Origin of the sequence: Rhodococcoides kyotonense, assembly GCF_900188125.1 — a bacterium.
In the GTDB taxonomy this organism is placed as follows: domain Bacteria; phylum Actinomycetota; class Actinomycetes; order Mycobacteriales; family Mycobacteriaceae; genus Rhodococcoides; species Rhodococcoides kyotonense.
On the sequence record NZ_FZOW01000017.1, the window covers coordinates 34,037 to 50,265 of the forward strand.

General features: G+C 61.3%; 16 protein-coding genes. 10 read left to right on the plus strand and 6 right to left on the minus strand.

Annotation, left to right across the window (positions count from 1 at the left end; genetic code table 11):
* The first annotated feature begins 85 nt into the window (after positions 1-85).
* The 4 genes from CHB96_RS23375 to CHB96_RS23390 are packed head-to-tail and all read left to right on the plus strand — an operon-like array spanning position 86 to position 3,927.
* Complete coding sequence (locus tag CHB96_RS23375) at positions 86-1,108, plus strand: acyltransferase domain-containing protein (RefSeq protein WP_176444463.1); 1,023 nt, start codon at positions 86-88, stop codon at positions 1,106-1,108.
* Positions 1,109-1,142: 34 nt separating this feature from the next.
* Positions 1,143-2,408 (plus strand): beta-ketoacyl-[acyl-carrier-protein] synthase family protein, encoded by a 1,266-nt coding sequence (locus tag CHB96_RS23380; protein WP_089250814.1) that lies wholly within the window; start codon positions 1,143-1,145, stop codon positions 2,406-2,408.
* Positions 2,408-3,622: a ketosynthase chain-length factor gene (locus tag CHB96_RS23385; RefSeq protein ID WP_089250816.1), complete on the plus strand. Its 1,215-nt coding sequence runs from the start codon at positions 2,408-2,410 to the stop codon at positions 3,620-3,622. The genes CHB96_RS23380 and CHB96_RS23385 overlap by 1 nt, the downstream gene beginning before the upstream one ends.
* Positions 3,623-3,657: 35 nt before the next feature.
* The gene (locus tag CHB96_RS23390) at positions 3,658-3,927 is read left to right on the plus strand and encodes an acyl carrier protein (protein WP_089250818.1); all 270 of its coding nucleotides are present in this window, start codon (positions 3,658-3,660) and stop codon (positions 3,925-3,927) included.
* Positions 3,928-3,985: 58 nt separating this feature from the next.
* Here CHB96_RS23390 and CHB96_RS23395 read toward each other — a convergent pair whose 3' ends face one another.
* Positions 3,986-4,939, minus strand: coding sequence for an aromatase/cyclase (locus tag CHB96_RS23395; RefSeq protein WP_089250820.1), 954 nt, complete (start codon positions 4,937-4,939; stop codon positions 3,986-3,988).
* An 88-nt stretch (positions 4,940-5,027) separates the two neighbouring features.
* Complete coding sequence (locus CHB96_RS23400; protein ID WP_089250822.1) at positions 5,028-5,378, minus strand: pentapeptide repeat-containing protein; 351 nt, start codon at positions 5,376-5,378, stop codon at positions 5,028-5,030.
* Between the two features lie 898 nt (positions 5,379-6,276).
* Here CHB96_RS23400 and CHB96_RS23405 point away from each other — a divergent pair.
* Together CHB96_RS23405 and CHB96_RS23410 are read left to right on the plus strand one after the other, a co-directional pair.
* Positions 6,277-6,777, plus strand: coding sequence for a hypothetical protein (locus CHB96_RS23405; RefSeq protein WP_245866079.1), 501 nt, complete (start codon positions 6,277-6,279; stop codon positions 6,775-6,777).
* A 300-nt stretch (positions 6,778-7,077) separates the two neighbouring features.
* Positions 7,078-8,004 (plus strand): SMI1/KNR4 family protein, encoded by a 927-nt coding sequence (locus CHB96_RS23410; protein WP_089250826.1) that lies wholly within the window; start codon positions 7,078-7,080, stop codon positions 8,002-8,004.
* 29 nt (positions 8,005-8,033) lie between these two features.
* On the opposite strand, the gene CHB96_RS23415 is transcribed toward CHB96_RS23410, so the two are convergent.
* The 4 genes from CHB96_RS23415 to CHB96_RS23435 all read right to left on the minus strand — a co-directional run bounded on the left by CHB96_RS23415 (position 8,034) and on the right by CHB96_RS23435 (position 12,404).
* A complete protein-coding gene (locus CHB96_RS23415) occupies positions 8,034-8,501 on the minus strand; it encodes a hypothetical protein (protein WP_141136546.1) in 468 nt (155 codons plus the stop codon).
* Positions 8,502-8,656: 155 nt separating this feature from the next.
* A complete protein-coding gene (locus CHB96_RS23420; protein WP_089250945.1) occupies positions 8,657-9,409 on the minus strand; it encodes a class I SAM-dependent DNA methyltransferase in 753 nt (250 codons plus the stop codon).
* Positions 9,410-9,751: 342 nt separating this feature from the next.
* Positions 9,752-10,441: a hypothetical protein gene (locus CHB96_RS23425; RefSeq protein ID WP_089250830.1), complete on the minus strand. Its 690-nt coding sequence runs from the start codon at positions 10,439-10,441 to the stop codon at positions 9,752-9,754.
* 1,363 nt (positions 10,442-11,804) lie between these two features.
* The gene (locus CHB96_RS23435) at positions 11,805-12,404 is read right to left on the minus strand and encodes a hypothetical protein (protein ID WP_089250834.1); all 600 of its coding nucleotides are present in this window, start codon (positions 12,402-12,404) and stop codon (positions 11,805-11,807) included.
* A gap of 131 nt (positions 12,405-12,535) precedes the next feature.
* On the opposite strand from CHB96_RS23435, the gene CHB96_RS23440 reads away from it, so the two are divergent.
* The 4 genes from CHB96_RS23440 (at position 12,536) to CHB96_RS23460 (ending at position 16,202) form a co-directional block, all read left to right on the plus strand.
* A complete protein-coding gene (locus CHB96_RS23440; RefSeq protein ID WP_176444465.1) occupies positions 12,536-13,009 on the plus strand; it encodes a hypothetical protein in 474 nt (157 codons plus the stop codon).
* A 101-nt stretch (positions 13,010-13,110) separates the two neighbouring features.
* On the plus strand, positions 13,111-14,418 hold the full coding sequence (locus CHB96_RS23445) for a barstar family protein (protein ID WP_245866081.1): 1,308 nt from the start codon (positions 13,111-13,113) through the stop codon (positions 14,416-14,418).
* A 1,063-nt stretch (positions 14,419-15,481) separates the two neighbouring features.
* Positions 15,482-15,991: a GNAT family N-acetyltransferase gene (locus CHB96_RS23455; RefSeq protein ID WP_245866083.1), complete on the plus strand. Its 510-nt coding sequence runs from the start codon at positions 15,482-15,484 to the stop codon at positions 15,989-15,991.
* A 4-nt stretch (positions 15,992-15,995) separates the two neighbouring features.
* Positions 15,996-16,202 (plus strand): peptide deformylase, encoded by a 207-nt coding sequence (locus tag CHB96_RS23460; protein ID WP_245866084.1) that lies wholly within the window; start codon positions 15,996-15,998, stop codon positions 16,200-16,202.
* Positions 16,203-16,229 lie beyond the last annotated feature (27 nt).

Below are 16,229 nucleotides of genomic sequence, written 5' to 3' on the forward strand. Positions count from 1 at the left end.
CAGCCTCGCTACAACGGCGATGGACTTGCAGCAGCGTATCGATCCTGGACCGGCTCTCGAGCGCAGTGGGCAATCGTTTCGACGCATGATCGATGCTGCGCTCGTATTTCCCGGCCAAGGTGCCCAACAACCCAGGATGGGTGCGGGATTGAGCGGGCGAGTCCGCAACTTCGACGCGCACTTCCTCGAAGCCCTCACCGCGTGGGGTCTCGATACCGACCACCTCGTCAGCGTGTGGTCGGCGAGCGGGTCCGACAGCGGAGTCGATGACGCAGTGGCGTCGCAACCGTTGTTGTTCGCGCTGAACTACGCGCTGGGCAGGTCGGTGATCGACCATGGAGTTCGGCCCAGCTTCCTGCTCGGTCACAGTGTCGGTGAAGTCGTCGCCGCCGTGCTCGCGGACGTCATGTCGCTGCACGACGCGGCAGCGATCATGTCGAATCGAATTGCCCATATCGCCGACGCACCTGCGGGAATCATGCTCGCGGTCAGCGCATCACGTGCCGACGTCGAGCCCTTTCTGTCGGAGCATGTCAGCATCGGGGCGCACAATGCGCCACGGCAGGTGGTGCTCGTCGGGACGACGGAGCCGATGATCGCGGCGGAGGCGCGGATCGACGACGCCGGATTCTTCACCCGTCGAGCGAAATCGAACCTACCGTTTCACAGTCCTGTTCTATTGGAGTCCGCTCTTCGTGCGGTACCGGACATAGAGTCTCGGTCATTGCGCCCACCTACCATCCCCATCGTCTCGGGATACACCGGACAGTTCCTGTCCGACGAGGAAGCGACGTCAGCGCACTACTGGGCGAGGCAGCCGGCAGCGCCGGTGTACTTTTCGGACGCGTTGACGACACTGCTCGACGCCGGGCCTTCGGTGTTCGTCGAATGTGGCCCCGGACGAAGCTTGTCGAGTATCGCTCGTCGTTCCAAAGCAGTGACCTCAGGGGCGACGACCGTGGTTTCGTTGCTGCCCGCTCGTTCCGGCAACGACGCGTCGGATCTGGAGTCGTATCGAGGAGCTCTGGCTTCCCTTGCAGCGCATGGCAAGAGCGTCCAGAGCGACTACACCGATGCTCGAGACCTCGCTGACACAGTGGTCGAATGAATCGTGGCCGTCGCACACAACGATCGGGGTACACATGGCACGCCGGGTAGTCATCACAGGGATCGGCACCGTCGCACCGGGCGATCCGGGCGTCGAGTCGTTCTGGAATCTGATCTCGTCGGGAACCACCGCGACGCGGAGAATCACCCAATTCGATCCCGAAGCGTATCGGTCGCAGATCGCCGCGGAGTGTAACTTCTCCGGTACCGCACTGGGTTTGAGTTCGCGGCAGGTGCGGCAGTTGGACCGAGCGACACAGTTCGCACTCGTCGCCGCACGCGAGGCGATCGGCAACAGTGGTATCGATCTGCACCGGATCCCTCCGTATCGGATCGGTGTTGCCTTCGGAAGTGCAGTCGGATGCACCACCGCCATGGAACGCGAGTACGCAGTGCTCAGCAACGACGGCCAGGATTGGTTGGTGGACAGCGACTTCGCAGTGAACGAACTCTACGACCACTTCGTTCCGAGTTCGATTGCGGCGGAACTGGCTCGCGACATACAGGCTGAGGGTCCGGTTGCTCTGATCTCGGACGGTTGCACGTCGGGACTGGATGCGATCGGGTACGCGAGCGACTTGATCCGCGAAGGAACCGCCGACGTCGTGCTCTCCGGAGGTACCGATGCGCCGATCTCACCGATCACGTTGGCCTGCTTCGACGCGATCAAAGCGACGAGTCCACGCAACGACGATCCCGAGACTGCCTCCCGGCCTTTCGATTCCAGTCGTAACGGTCTGGTACTCGGGGAGGGGGCGGCAGCGCTCGTCCTGGAGGAGCTCGAACATGCCCGGGCGCGCAACGCGCCTATCCTCGCGGAGGTCGCGGGATTCGGTAGTCGTAGCAATGCTTTTCACATGACGGGGCTCCGTGCGGACGGTGCGGAGATGGCGTACGCGATCGACGAAGCGCTGGGGGAGGCGAGGCTCGACGCATCCGAGCTGCACTACATCAACGCACACGGCTCGAGCACGAAACAGAACGACCGACACGAGACGGCAGCGTTCAAGCGAAGTCTCGGACGTTGGGCGTACAAGACGCCGGTCAGTTCGATCAAATCGATGATCGGCCACTCGCTCGGTGCCATCGGTGCACTGGAGATAGCGGCGTGTGCTCTGGCGATGCAGCACGACGTCATCCCACCGACCGCAAATCTGCACGACGCCGATCCTCTGTGCGATCTCGACTACGTGCCTCTGGTTGCACGTGAAACCACGGTCGACGCCGTGCTGAGCGTCGGAAGTGGATTCGGCGGTTTCCAGAGTGCAGTCGTCCTCGCTCGCCACGACAGGAGGAACTGATGACCACCGCCGTAGCCTTCACCGGACTGGGCGTCGTCGCGCCCAGCGGGCAGGATGCCGAAACACATTGGAAGCAAACGGAAACGACCGCGAGCTTCATCGCGCCGATCAGTCGGTTCGACGCAACGGGCTACTCGACGACTCTGGGTGGCGAGGTCCGCGACTTCGACGACACGTCCGGTATCCCGGGCCGGCTCGTGCCTCAGACCGATTACTCGACGAGGCTGTCGTTGATCGCCACCGGTCAAGCTCTTGCCGACAGCGGGATCGACCTCGACGCGATCGACCCGTACCGGATAGGCGTCGTCAGTGCGTCGTCGATGGGCGGATTCACGTTCGGGCAACGCGAACTGCAGAAGCTGTGGAGTCAGGGCCCGCAGTACGTTAGTGCCTACCAGTCGTTCGCGTGGTTCTATGCGGTGAACACCGGCCAGGTGTCGATTCGGCATGGATTGAAAGGTCCTGCGAACGCCGTGGTCTCCGACCAGTCGGGTGGGCTCGATGCACTTGGCCAGGCGCGCAGGCAGATTCGAAAAGGTGCCCTGGCGATGGTCGCGGGTGGCGTCGACGGCGCGTTGTGCCCCTTCGGAATGGCCGGCTATCTCAGCGCGGGTGGGTTGTCGACGGCTACCGATCCGGACGGTGCGTACCTACCGTTCTCGGCCGCAGGTGCAGGTCACGTCCCGGGTGAAGGTGGTGCCTATCTGATTCTCGAAGACTCCGAGCACGCGCGTGCGCGTGAGGCCGACATCTACGGCTATCTCGCCGGATATGCGTCGACCTTCTCGCCCTCGGGGGTGGGCCCGTCGGGCGTCCGGGCGCTCGTGGGTGCGATCGGAACTGCGGTTGCCGACGCCGGTCTCGTCCCTGCCGACATCGACGTCGTGTTCGCCGACGCGCATGGAACGAAGGACCAGGACGACGACGAGATCGGTGCGATCGTGGAGGTGTTCGGTGTTCGCGGGGTGCCTGTCACTGCTCCGAAAGCAGGCATAGGCCGCCTCTATGCGGGCGGAGGGGCGCTCGACGTGGCGACGGCATTGCTTGCGATCCGCCATTCGACGATCCCCGCGACACCCAACGTCGTGGCATCCGACACCGAGTTTCGCATCGATCTCGTGATCGAGTCTCCGAGAGCGAAGGAGGTGAATCACGCGCTCGTCATCGCGCGCGGGCGAGGCGGCTTCACGTCGGCAGTCGTCGTTTCACGTTGATTCGTTGTTGTGATCGAACAGAAAGGTAGAGGGCCATGGCAGAGTTCGGATTGCAGGAGTTGAAGGTCGAGCTGCAGAGGGCGGCAGGCGAAGACGAGGCAGTCGATCTGGACGGCGATATTCTGGAGACGTCGTTCGAGGACCTGGGTTACGACTCCCTGGCCCTGTTGGAAGTGGTCGGGAGCATCTCCCGCGGTCACGGCATCACCATCGCCGACGACCTGTTCATCGAAGTCGAAACACCCAGGCAGTTCATCGATCTCGTCAACACCTCCATCGCCGCACAGCAAGCCGCCGCGGTGTAGGTCCTAGCGATCGCCGATACCGCCGACCGGACGCATCCGGTCGGCGGTATCTTTCCGTTCACACCGCGACGGGGGCTGTCTCCGTGAATCCTTTTGCGGTACGCAATGTTTTGAGACTGTTGGCGCTGAGTGACGACTTCACCAGTGTGCGTGCGCTGTCCACCGTCGCATCGGCGCCGAGGACCTCCCGGATCGCCTCCGGCCGCAACGCCACCACATGCTTCGACGCCGCAAGCACTCCGTCGTCGGTGCGTTGGAACGACCATTCGCCCGTGTGTGCGGCCAGCAGCGCGGGCAAGGTCGTCTGTTTGTACACGATTCTGTTGGACGGGAACGCGATTCGGAACGACTTGGTCGTGTGCGAGTCGCCGGCCGGAGTGATCGTGTCCATTTCCAGTTCTTGGATGCCGTCGTCGGTGGTGTCGAATCGAACTCGCGCCACGTGGTCGAGGCGGTCGAGCCAAAGATCGGCGCGATCGATGAACTCGTACACCGCCTCAGGCTCGGCGTGGATGAGGAGCGAGTCCTCGAACTCGAACACCGTCTCGGCTCGATCCGAGATCTGCTGTGCTGCAACGGCTAGCTTTGCAAGTTCTGCAGCACTGTTCGTCTCTATGGCTTTGTCGATCCAAGCCAGGTTCTCGTCGGTTTCCTCGACGGCCGTGAATTCGTGCGTCAACGTGACCGTGGCGCCGCCGGATGTCGACGGTGTGACGATCCACTGCCCTTTCATCGATCGCACGGGTGGCGCGGATACTTGCTGCTGGAACGTGATGGTGTAGTTCGCCGGGTCGAGCTCTCGCTTGGACGTCCAGGACTTGACCTGTCCGTTCGCCAACGCCCAGATCTGCAACCGTTCGGAGGCCTCCTGCTTCTCGAGAACGTCGACGTGGACGGTCGGCGGGAAAACCGCAGGCCAGGATTGCGCGTCGGCGATGATCGCATACACGTCGTCGGGTGAAGCCTGCACCTCGATGTCGTGGCTTGTTCGATGAACCGGATTGGTGGTCATGCGTGGGCCTCTCGCTAGGGATCTTCCGTTCCCTCAGCCTGTACCGGTCCTGTCCAGCGTCACTACAGCGAAGATGAAGCCGCGCTGTTTATCTATAAGTACGGGTTCGGTGAGGTGGGTAGAAGCTCGGGACGCCTGACGTCCCGAACGCGTCGAGCTGCTCACGAGTGAGTCCCCGGACGTCGGTGAAGTTCGCGCCTTCGATATCCGCGCCGGTCAGCCGTGCACCTGTCAGGTCTGCGCCTGCGAAGCTTGCGTTGGATAGCTGCGCGAACCTCAGGTCTGCACCTCTCAGGTTCGCACCCGCGAGGTCTGCTCCGCCGAGGCGCGCGAAGTAGAAGTCCGCATTCGTGAGATCCGCGTCGACCAGAAACGCGGTCGTGAAGCGGACTCCCGCTGCCGTGACTCCAGCAAGATTCGGGGCGCTAGTCGACGACATTCAGCTGCCCTCGCGTTGTCGCGGGGAATTCGGTGTGCACAGCCCCAGCTCATCACCAGGGTGCATATGTTTTGCAAACCTACTTATGCGGATGACGCGCCGGGACTCGGCTGCACGGGGCCTGCGGCCCGAGAAATTCGGCGGTCGGAGAAATTACCTCCCCTATTTGGGATTCGAACCCCCTGCAGAGGGTTCGTATCCCAAATAGGGGAGGCAATTTTGCGCGGGATGACTCCGATCAATGCCGAACCCCCACTTATGCAGACGAACCCCCCCGTTTTGCCTGCATAAGTGCGGACTCGACGGGTAGCGCCTAAGCCTGAGCCCGAACCTTCGAGTTGTGCGGCAGGGTGACAAGTCGCCCGAGGCACGTCGCGGCTGCAGTGGAGGCAACCAGCAACTTTTACGCGCCCGACCCAGCCTGAAAGAATTGTGCGCGAGGGGAACTGATCCGACTCTCTCAGAAAGATCAGAGCTACCGCGACACCGGGCGTGGTCCCGTTCCGTCGCTCCCGCACAATCGTGTCGAGCATCGTCCCCCACTCGGAGGTGCGTGCGAAATGCCGAGTCCGCACTTATGAAGCCGATTTGGCCCAATTCGCTTGCATAAGTGCGGCTTCGGCGCGACGCAGTAGCCACCCGTCGAAGCATAAGTTACGCGCACACGTGACTCGGTTGGTCGAGTGCTATGGGAATGGCTACGCCTGTCGCGGTGGCCAGCCGAGTTGCCTGTCGGCCAGTGGCGAGTAAAGCATCTCGAAGGCGCCATATACTCGTCGCGGAGCGCAATCGCGCATGTCGATAGATAGGAAATACGACTGAGTGGATTGCTTGTGGCTGGTCACAAGCTTGGTTGACGTGGTTGACATGACAGGTGCGGGCGGGCAGCATCAACCGTATGTCGACCGAAACGGACTTCGATTCGATGGCGCACCGGCTGATCGAGGCCAGTGGGGCATCGGATGAACGTGATCTCGAGTATGCGAGGGCGGGCCTCGACGACATAGTCAGCGGTTTGAGAGCGCGCCGCGCCTGGACCGAGCATGTGGGCGATATCTTGACTTCCAAGCAGGCGTGTGACTTCGCGGCTTGGACGCGTTCGGCGTTGAGCAAGGCCGTCGGCGAGAACCGGGTTTTGAGGTTGGAAGGTAGTAACGGTAAGTACGGTTATGCGGCGGCCGGATTCACCGATTCCCGTCCTGCGAGACCCATCCCCGGCATCCAGGATGTCCTGCGAGTGTGGTCCGTGCAAGATCCGCGTGGATGGTCCACAGTTTCTTGGTTCACCACTGAGCAGCCGGAATTGGAAGGACGAACTCCGAGGCGCGCGCTTCTCGATGGCGATCCCTCCATGGTTGTTCGCGCTGCACGGGCGGCGGTCAGCAGGCTCGCTGCGTGAGCGCTGATCGTGCCGCCCTACCGACGGAACGAAGCATCAGGTGTGAAGGTTGGATGGTTTCGACTTGTGTCCACTCCAAGCCGGGCGAGTTGAACGGATGCGTGACCATCTTCGGCAAGATCAACTCCGATGAAGCAGGGCCGCAGTCGTATTCGATCATGCCATGCTCACGGATCTCGTGCAGAGTCCCTAGGCGGGAGTGCCGTTCATGGCCGGATGACGTCACGAGATCGTCGACGGGAATCTGGGAGCTTCTCGGCTGACGGACGCGTCGCGTGGCTCTTACGGAATACTGAAGCTATGCCCAGTTACAGGTGGACGGTTGTATTCGATACAGGACGCTTCAGCGAATTCTTCGACGGATACGAGGCATCGCAGGTCGCGGCGACCACCGCCGCTGTGGACTGCGCGCGGCGTGTCCGGGATGCTCGCGGCAGGGACTTCGCTCTGCATCTGCGAATTCAAATCGAAACCGGCGGCCCCGGCGACAAGTTTGGTCTGTCGATGGCACTGGTCGATCTGGATCTCGACGACGAGGACCTGATCGCGCGCGTAGACGCAGGGGCAGCCGAAGAGAGCGCACGCGCGAAGAGTCTCCAGAACGCGGTGCAGGCAGCGAAGAATTTGGGACCGACGGCCTCGCCTACCGAGCCGAGTTCTGTTGCTGTGCAGTTGGATCGGCTTCGGCATGCCCTCGGCAGTATCGGGGCACCAGTAAATCGAGGGGAAACGGTAGCGATCGAAAAGGCGCGACTGGTCGATGCGTACACCTGGCCTGACGAATTGATCGAGTTTCTTGCAGCAGGCAAGCCAGCAGCGCGGCTCACTCCATACGGCGGCCTGTACGCGCTCGGTGACGCGGTCACCGCCCGCGAGTACTTGATCGAGTCCCGGGACTACCTTCGGACGCAGTTGGACTATCCCGAGTTGGAACACTTTGCACAGTGGTCGAGCGAACCGGCAGGGTCTCCGACTTCTGCATTCCTGGACGGGTTCGTCCCTATCGCCGGTGACGATAGTGAGTATGTGATCGTCGATCTTCGCGACGGCGACCTACACGGGTGTGTGGGGGTGTACCAACGTGAGGGCGACGTCAGCGGCCCGACGTGGGTGTCGATCAGCGCAATGCTGTCCGACTTGGCCGACAGCCTCGAGTCCGGGGAGGCGTTCGACAGGGTATGGATCCCTGAGGTATCCGAGTCGAACGTGACGTGGGATGCGCCTTGAGTCGTTCCGTCGTTCCCGCACAATCACTTTCAGTGTCGTACCCCAGTCCGAGGTGGAACTGGAACGCCTCTTCTCACTACTGAACTCGCTACTGCCAGCAGCAATGCAAGTCCCAAAGCAGGTGGCGTACCACCGAGGGCAGAGAGAGCGTTCGGCGTCGACGATCCGACGGCAGTCATGATTCCTATTGCGGTGCACACGAACAGAGCGCCGACGACCATCCACCACACGCGTGGCCTGGGGATGAGAGCCGGAAGTAGGCAGAGAGCGACGGGTACGGCCAGTACCACGCCGAGCGGCCATCCGAAGTAGTTCCACAACGAAAGCTGCGAGCAGTCCTCGGCAGTCGCGACGCCCTGTACGGGCAGGCCGAGTTCGCAGCTGGTGATCTGATGCATCGGCCACGACGCCACGGAAATCCCGAGCGCAACGGCGCTAGCCGCCAACGCAATCCATGCGACACGAATCCACTTCACAGGGTGGGATGCCGATCTCACGCCGGTAACAGTACGTGATGTGTGCGTCGGGACCGGTCGGCCCGCCCCTCCGGACCGCTTGGATGTCACATTCATATGCTCAGATCGTATGGGTGAACCATTCAAGCGGTAGGGCGCCTGCGTGCCAGCCAAGGACGCCCCAACAGCTCGATCGTTCACCGCTTCTTCCAGACGGACACGTGCTTTCTGCTGTCTGCGGTGAACTCCGAACGGTCCCAGTCCGCCCAGCGGTATTCGAGTTTCATTCCTGCAATGCGCGCCATGAGATCCATCTCGGCAGGCCAGGCGTAGCGGAACGGGATGCGACGGAATGTTCCGGCCCCTTTCGGCGATACCGACACGTGGGTGGACGTGAATTCCTGTGTCACCACGTCGTATTGGTCGAACCCGAGGTATCCGCCGCCGTCGGCGTACGGATCGACCGCAAACGGAACAGTGTCCTGCCCTGGCGGCAAGCGTCGTGTGTCCGGCGTCGACACCTCGACGAGGAACCGCCCGCCTGGCCTCAGATGTGCGGCTGCGTTCCTGAAGACGTCGACCTGCCCGTCCTGTGTAGTCACGTTGCTGATCGTGTTGTACACCAGATAGACCAGCGAGAATTCGCCGTCGACTCGTGTCGTGGTCATGTCGCCGATCGTGACGGCAACGTTGCTGCCGCCGGGCTTGTTCGTGATCCGAGACGCCATGGCTCGGCTCAACTCGATACCGCTCACCTGCACGCCGCGCGCGGCCAGCGGTGCGCCGATCCGGCCGGTCCCGACGGCGAACTCGAGCACCGGACCGTCGGCCAGTTGCTCCAGTGCATCGACGGCAGCTGCCACCACTTCGGGCGCGTTGACGCCACCTGCGTCGTCGTAGGTCTCGGCGATACTCTCGGGAAACCAGCCGTCGTCTGCCTCGGTATTCATAGTTGCCAGACGGTACACATGCCGATGCACGTCGAGCACTCGAATTTCGGCGTATCGGTTATCGATCCCACCGCCCACATGCGAAAGACGTTGACGCGGGGGATATGCGAAGACGAAGAAGAGATACGACATCTTCCGTACTGCTACCTTGATCCGAGGAGAACACCGACAACGCGGCGGCAACACCAGACTCGTACGCGCACTGTATCTTTCGGTGTTCGCTTTCACTTCGAGAGCCGGCATCTCGCGGGTACTACGACCGAAAGAGAGCAGAAGGAAAATACGTTGGGCGCGGAAGTAGACGGCAAAGGCGCTCCGTCAGGCAGCGAAGTCCCGAGGAAGCTAAGGCCCTTCGATCACCGGTTCCTCGGCCTCGAGCAGTTCACGGTCCTCGGGATCGAGGTTCTCGTTGGGGTCGAAGTCTCTGGTCAATGCTGCGTCCCCGGTGTAGGTTTCGGGGTCGAGCGCTATCTGTAGCCCTTTGGCCAGCGGCGTGGCGGAGACCGGATATGCGTCGTCTCCGACGAACGCAGCGGCGACAGCATCGTGTGCAAGTGCCTCGCCGAGCACCCGCCCCTCGTACAGCGCATCGAATGAGGCGTTCCTGTCCCAGCGTCCAAGTGCTGCCATGTTGCAGACCTGGAAGTAGTTGACGACTATGTCCTGTGTGTTCTTCCACTGAGCTCCATGACCCTGGGCTTCGGCATGACGCTGCAGTTGGCTTCGGATGGTCAGGGCATTAGCTGCGCGCATCGGCGGTGCGGTACGGACGTCGTCGATGTAGCTGTCGAAGCCAGGAGAGGCGAAGTGCTCGACGACGTCGAGCACTTCGCGCCAGTTGGCGCCGAACTGGCGGGCGAGCACTTCGTCGGTGACAGTGAAGGATTCGATGTGCGCGACCCGTGCCTGGTCGTCATGCGTCGCGTTGCCGTACAGGCCGTCGGCATTCGCCTGAATGAGCCAAGAGACGACTGCGACGGCCGCGTCGCCTGGGTAGGCACTCGCGCGGTCGAATGCCTGGTCGATAGACAACTCACCATTAGCGGAGTACGGGCCGGGCGCGACACCGTTTTCACGTAGAAGTTCGCCAGTCCGCTCGACGTGTAATTGCAAACGGCTAGTTGCGTCCAGGGATGGAGGGTCGGCAGTTGCCGCGGAGCATGTTCCATCGGCGGCGGACGGCAGTGAGGTCGAACCGTCGACTGGCGCCGAAGCCGAGGACGTCGAGCGATCAGGGCTCGGCGTGGTCGACCCGCGATCGCCTGAGCTGCACGCAACGCAAGCCACGACCATCGTCGCGATCGTCGCCGCACCTACTATTGGGTTTCGCCATGACTGCACGGTTGAGGCCCTTCGTTTCAAACGGTTCGATGCACAACGTCGTGGTTGAGAATACGGCGCACAGTTGGGACGGCCGACTCGCGGCTTGTCTCCGCGACGCTTAGTTGAATCGAATGTCGAACCGGATACGGCCGCAGGAATTTTGGTTGAGTCATCCGCTTCCGTTGTAGGTCCACACGAGCTGGCCGTCGACTACATCGGAACTCCAGACCTCAGCAAATCTCGCGCTGGTCTCAAGGGCGTCTGCGAGGTCAGTGAGTATCGCGCTGATGGAGATTCACTGCGGCCCGCCGTCGTCAGCGCCTACCTTCTCGAACTCGCTCTTACCGTCGTCCAGCTTTCCACCTGAACGAACGGGTCAACGGTTACCTAGGTGAGGACCCACCGGGGCAATCGTCTGAGGCGCTTCCAGTTCCGACCCTCAACCCGTGCAGGCGACAACGGCATCGAACGGGGCCAGAGCTCGACGCTGCACGTCAAGCAAACGGAGAGCTGTTCGCGAACATCAACCCAGAGTCCTGAACCTGAATCGACTTCGGCGTAAGCACTGGTCTAGCCAGGGGCGGGGGCAAGGTAGAACGTTCCGACTGCGGGGCTGACTTGGTTCGCAATGTTGGCTGTCACCAGTATTTGCCCCGACCCTGTGTAGACATCAGTTCGGTACCCATCGTTGGCAGGTATCACCCCTGACGTGCCTCGGCTGAGGTTCACCCACGTCCATGTGACACCGTAACCTTGTGCGACGCTGAATGATTCAGGAAGTGAACCAGTACGAGGCGACGCGGTGAAGAGCTGGAGAGGAATGCCTCCCAGATCCAGAACCAGGCCAGGGATTTGCAGGTCGACGGGTGACTCTGGATTCGCCAGGCGAACTTCGTCAGCTGACGCGACAGCGGTAGTACCGCCGACGAGGGCGACAGCACTCAGTGTGCCCACAACGCACGATCTGATGATCGAAGTCCGAAGTTTGGACGCGGTCCTCGTTAAGGTCAATTTGGTCTCCTTGTCAGGGCTTGGGTGGCAGCGGGTCCCCGGTTCATTCCTAGATGGCTGTTCATTTTAGGGTGCTACCTGGTTGCAGACCGAAGCTGTCGAAGTCCGCGTTGTCTTTTCCGGTGTAGTCGGCGCTACTACCAGCTGTTGACCTCGATCCGGTGTCGGACGATGTCGCTGGCTCGCTCCATATCTGCAGTCGGTAGCGTTCGCCTACGGCCAACTCTGAGAACGTGGTGTACGGATTTATGAAGACCTGCGTGAGCGTCTTCGGAGGGAAGACTTCCCGCGCGGCTCTGACGTGCACAGTTCGAGTGCCAGCGGGAGTGAGTACCGCAGCCAATTCGCCGAAGCACTCACCCAACGTTCCCGCTGCAAGTCTCTGACTGCCGAAGTATGTTGTGTAGCTTGACTGTTCGACACTTTCGGTCACGGCGTGACTCGTATGGGGCGGGGGTTCGCTGCTATACGCGTCGACCTCGACCAGCACGAACCCGTCTCGAACGACGGTGCCGATTGCCATTGCTCCCACGCCCGGAAGTAGCAGTCCCCCTGTTCGCGGGATGGAAGAGACCTGATCGTCGAGGATTTCGTCTGCGATGTAGAAGCACGAATTCTCCACTTCGATGACACCACGGAGCGTCCCGCTGATCTCCTGCATCCGCTTATCTCACCACATCCTGGAAGACTCGCGTGCGAAGTGCCGGGTCGAGAGCATCGACTGGCCTGCTCTTCCGCTCGTCGGGAAATAGAAGAACTCGAGACAGCTTCAGTAGCTGACATACTCGCATCGTGAATCGATTCTTCCCGGATCTGGAGCGAGTGTTGACTGCGACCTGGAATCCGTCCCGCGGAGTCGAGGTCACGCATGCAGACCTGCCTGATCCGTGGTTGCGCGCTCTCGATCGACTCAGCCACGACCTTCATGTGCGCCAGTACGGTGGCGACATCGAACACATCGACTGGGTGGCCGAGTACGACCCAGACGGGGGAGCTGTGTGGTTGAGGAGCTCGGTGACCATCGTCGGCCAGCGAGCGGGCGGGCTCGGAGGAAACGGAATGGGAGCGTCTATGGACGCTCACGAAGATGTCGCATTGTGTTCGATGGCCGATCTCGTTCAGACCGAGGTCGCCGAGGTGGGCACCGCGTGGCCGTGGGGTGATGCTGGCGGTTTCATGAGTCCTGCGCTTGTTGACGAGGCAGCTGTGTGGGTGGACAAGGGAGGCAACACCATCCGCATCGGTGACCTCGCCGACGTCGGTTGAGTGCCCGGCCGCGATGAATCCTCGACGTTCACGGGTGGTTCTCTGTCGCAAGTGATTGTGACCGCCGAAGCTTCGTGTGGTTCTCATGACATGCTCGGGGCATGTCGATGCCCTTTTCGCAGGATCAGCCGGCCAATCGTCTCTACAAGCGTGAGCTTGCCGATCTGCGGGTACCGCTGCCGCGTTGGTGGCCTGGGCGACTGAATGCAGAGGTGGTCGGTGGTGACCTCGAGTCCGGTGCTGTAATCATGCACCTACCTGTCGGGGGCGACCCCTACCTTGCGAGAGTCCGGGCAGATGGCGCACCGGGAGGTAATACGGGCACGACGCTGGCCGAACTCGATCGCACAATGACTCGGTACGAATGGATTGAGGGTGAATGGAAGTACATCGTATTCTGCCGCGGACAGCTCTCCTACGAGGATCTCGGTCATATCAAGGTGTCGATGCGCGCGACGCCACTCGAAACATCAAGCAGGTCAGTCGTATTCGATCCCACTGACGACGAACTATTCAACCTGCAGCGGCAAGGGTTTGACTGGAGACTGCTGCAAAATGGCTTCGTTCACACGTGCCGGGACCGGTTCACTCTGGACACGGCCGCCGGCCACCTCGTCGATCTCCACTATCTGACCCATTCCTTCGACGCCAGCGTGTGGCATGACATCGTCGACATGCACACCGCATTCGCCGAGACGATGTCGTTTCCGGCTTACTACGGACGCAACCTCGACGCACTCAACGATGTCCTCAGCGACGTAGGCCGCTACAGCTACGGCAGCGACCCGCACAGCGCGGGGACAGTCGTAACGATCGCTGGCTTCGACTCGCTGCTGGAACTCGATCGACGTACCGCGCTCCTCGTGCTCGACATTTTCGCCCGCCAGGCGCGACTGGCAGCACTGTACGGGCACGCCATGCTGTGTCTGATCGAAACGACCAACCATGAGTTCGACCGAGTCGGAGGAATGGGGGTCTCGGGGGTGAGCGTGAGCGAGTCCCCACCCGATCCGCCTCGGCCCTTCGATGAGTCGGTTGTGGTGGTGTTCAGCTTCGACATCTACGCTACCCCGGCCGAAGCCGAGCAGTACGCAGTCGATCTGCAGACGGCAACAGCGCAGGTGCTCGACGAGATCGGGCGTTATCAAATTCGATCCGAGATCGCATCGTCCGACCACGCAACCAAATTCGAAGAGTTTCATTCACGCTCTGGCCCTCAATGCATGCCCGGTCAAAACCTGGTGGATGTCAGCATCGGCGTCCGTGGTCGCGGTGACCAGAACGTGCTCGGTGAAGATATCTATCACGCGGTGACAGCGGCAAGACTGCGGTTCGTTCAGATGACGGACAGAATCGCTGCTGGACCAGACCTCGAACGTGTGCTCGCCCTCTACCCCGATCTTGTCTGACGACGGAACGGCTTCCCCGCCGCCAAATTCGACCGCGCTCTCCGTCAAGGAAGTCGCCTTCATCCATGCTGTGCCGACGGCTGAACAGTCGTCTGCCCCCAGACCCCATCGTGCTCTGCGTGCAGCAAACGTAGACCACGCTCGCACGTGGTCATATTTGATGGTGAATAGTCATGCAACGTGGCCAGACAACGAGAGGACGAAGAACGAAGTGCGTCGTCGCCTATTCGGTGGCTGAAACGGACGCGAGAAGGTTCGGAGTCGGAGTGTGCCAACCTAGGTTGTGCACGTTGACGACAGCAGTGACTGGCCGAGTGACTACCGACCGACCGCAGAGGATGGACCGTTCACTCTGGCAGTCGACGGTGAGGTTTTCACTGTGGAAGTCCGGGCAGACGGAGGGAGCTCGTACAACTGGGATTCCGGTCCTAACGAAGGCTACGGAATGGACAGTAGTCATCCCATGGCTGCGGGGCGTCCCGACGTTGTTGTGCAGCCGCTGACGATGGCTCAGCACATCAAAACAGTCCGAAATTTTCTCAGCGCGATCGATCGTGAGACTGGCTACTTAGGCGATTAGGACGCTGTAGCAGCCAGTCTCAAGATCGAGCAGGTGATTTAGATCTTGCGAAAGAGATAGAGGCACTCGGGCGTGTTGGCGCCACCTGCGTCGTCGTAGGTCTCGGCGATACTTTCGGGAAACCAGCCGTCGTCTGCCTCGGGATTCATAGTTGCCAGACGGTACACATGCCGATGCACGTCGAGCACCCGAATTTCAGCGTATCGGCTACCGATACCAGGGCTTCCCGACGACGTTCTCGATGGAATTCGACGCCACTCGGAGGTGTACGAGGACGCCCAATCCGCACTTATGCAGACGGAATCGCGCAATGTGCCTGCATAAGTGCGGATTCGGCGCGACCCGGTATCAAGCGTGGTGGACATGGAAGCGGGAGCCGTCGACTCCGCAACCATTGCGGCAAGTGTACTGCGATGTGGCATAGTCGATTTCATGCAGATCGAGACAGAACGGTTGATCCTGAGATAGTACCGTTCAACGGATGTGGGTGCCCTTCTGCGGTACTACGGCGACCCGGATGTCTGCGCGTTCTTGTGCCATGGGCCTTGGGACGAGGCGCAGGCTCGCATCAAGGTCGAACAGCGTTGCAGAAGAATGAGTCTCGATGCCGGTGGTGTGAACCTTGTGGTCGAGGTCGACGGCGTTGTGGTCGGAAACATCGCAGCGTGGTTCGCTGCAGGTAGAGAGCGAACTGTGGAGTTGGGGTGGGTGTTTGCTGCTGATGCGCGCGGCCGTGGGTATGCCACCGAGGCGATGCGGGCATTGCTCGATGACGTGGTGTTCGTGGTGCCGGAGGTGCATCGGGTGATCGCCGAAATGGACGGACGCAACACCGCCTCTGCAGCGCTTGCGGAACGGCTCGGTATGAGGAGGGAGGCCTACTTCGTCGAGGACTGGTGCTGTGGAGGTCAGTGGACGGACACGGCGGTGTACGCCATGTTGAGACGGGAGCTTTACGTTGACCATCTCCGGCTCGGCGATCGGGGACAATGAAGCGATGCCTGTATCCGAACTCCTTCGCCTCGGCACTGGGCGACCGATCGTCCGTTGGGGAACTCCCGTGCTACACACCCCGGCTCGGCAAGTAGTTGACTTCGGCAGCGATCTGCTCTCCGACATGTTCGCGACCAACTCTGCCGCCGATGGCGTAGGGCTGGCAGCGCAGCAAGTGGGAGTTGACATCGCGGTGTTCATCTACGACTGAAGCGACGAGACCGGGACGCGGGGCACG

Coding starts and splice junctions, on each gene's coding strand:
- CHB96_RS23460 (WP_245866084.1), top strand. CDS start 15,996: ATGCCTGTATCCGAACTCCTTCGCCTCGGCACTGGGCGACCGATCGTC.
- CHB96_RS23410 (WP_089250826.1), top strand. CDS start 7,078: ATGCCCAGTTACAGGTGGACGGTTGTATTCGATACAGGACGCTTCAGC.
- CHB96_RS23375 (WP_176444463.1), top strand. CDS start 86: ATGATCGATGCTGCGCTCGTATTTCCCGGCCAAGGTGCCCAACAACCC.
- CHB96_RS23395 (WP_089250820.1), bottom strand. CDS start 4,939: ATGACCACCAATCCGGTTCATCGAACAAGCCACGACATCGAGGTGCAG.
- CHB96_RS23390 (WP_089250818.1), top strand. CDS start 3,658: ATGGCAGAGTTCGGATTGCAGGAGTTGAAGGTCGAGCTGCAGAGGGCG.
- CHB96_RS23420 (WP_089250945.1), bottom strand. CDS start 9,409: ATGAATACCGAGGCAGACGACGGCTGGTTTCCCGAGAGTATCGCCGAG.
- CHB96_RS23435 (WP_089250834.1), bottom strand. CDS start 12,404: ATGCAGGAGATCAGCGGGACGCTCCGTGGTGTCATCGAAGTGGAGAAT.
- CHB96_RS23405 (WP_245866079.1), top strand. CDS start 6,277: ATGTCGACCGAAACGGACTTCGATTCGATGGCGCACCGGCTGATCGAG.
- CHB96_RS23400 (WP_089250822.1), bottom strand. CDS start 5,378: ATGTCGTCGACTAGCGCCCCGAATCTTGCTGGAGTCACGGCAGCGGGA.
- CHB96_RS23445 (WP_245866081.1), top strand. CDS start 13,111: ATGTCGATGCCCTTTTCGCAGGATCAGCCGGCCAATCGTCTCTACAAG.
- CHB96_RS23385 (WP_089250816.1), top strand. CDS start 2,408: ATGACCACCGCCGTAGCCTTCACCGGACTGGGCGTCGTCGCGCCCAGC.
- CHB96_RS23380 (WP_089250814.1), top strand. CDS start 1,143: ATGGCACGCCGGGTAGTCATCACAGGGATCGGCACCGTCGCACCGGGC.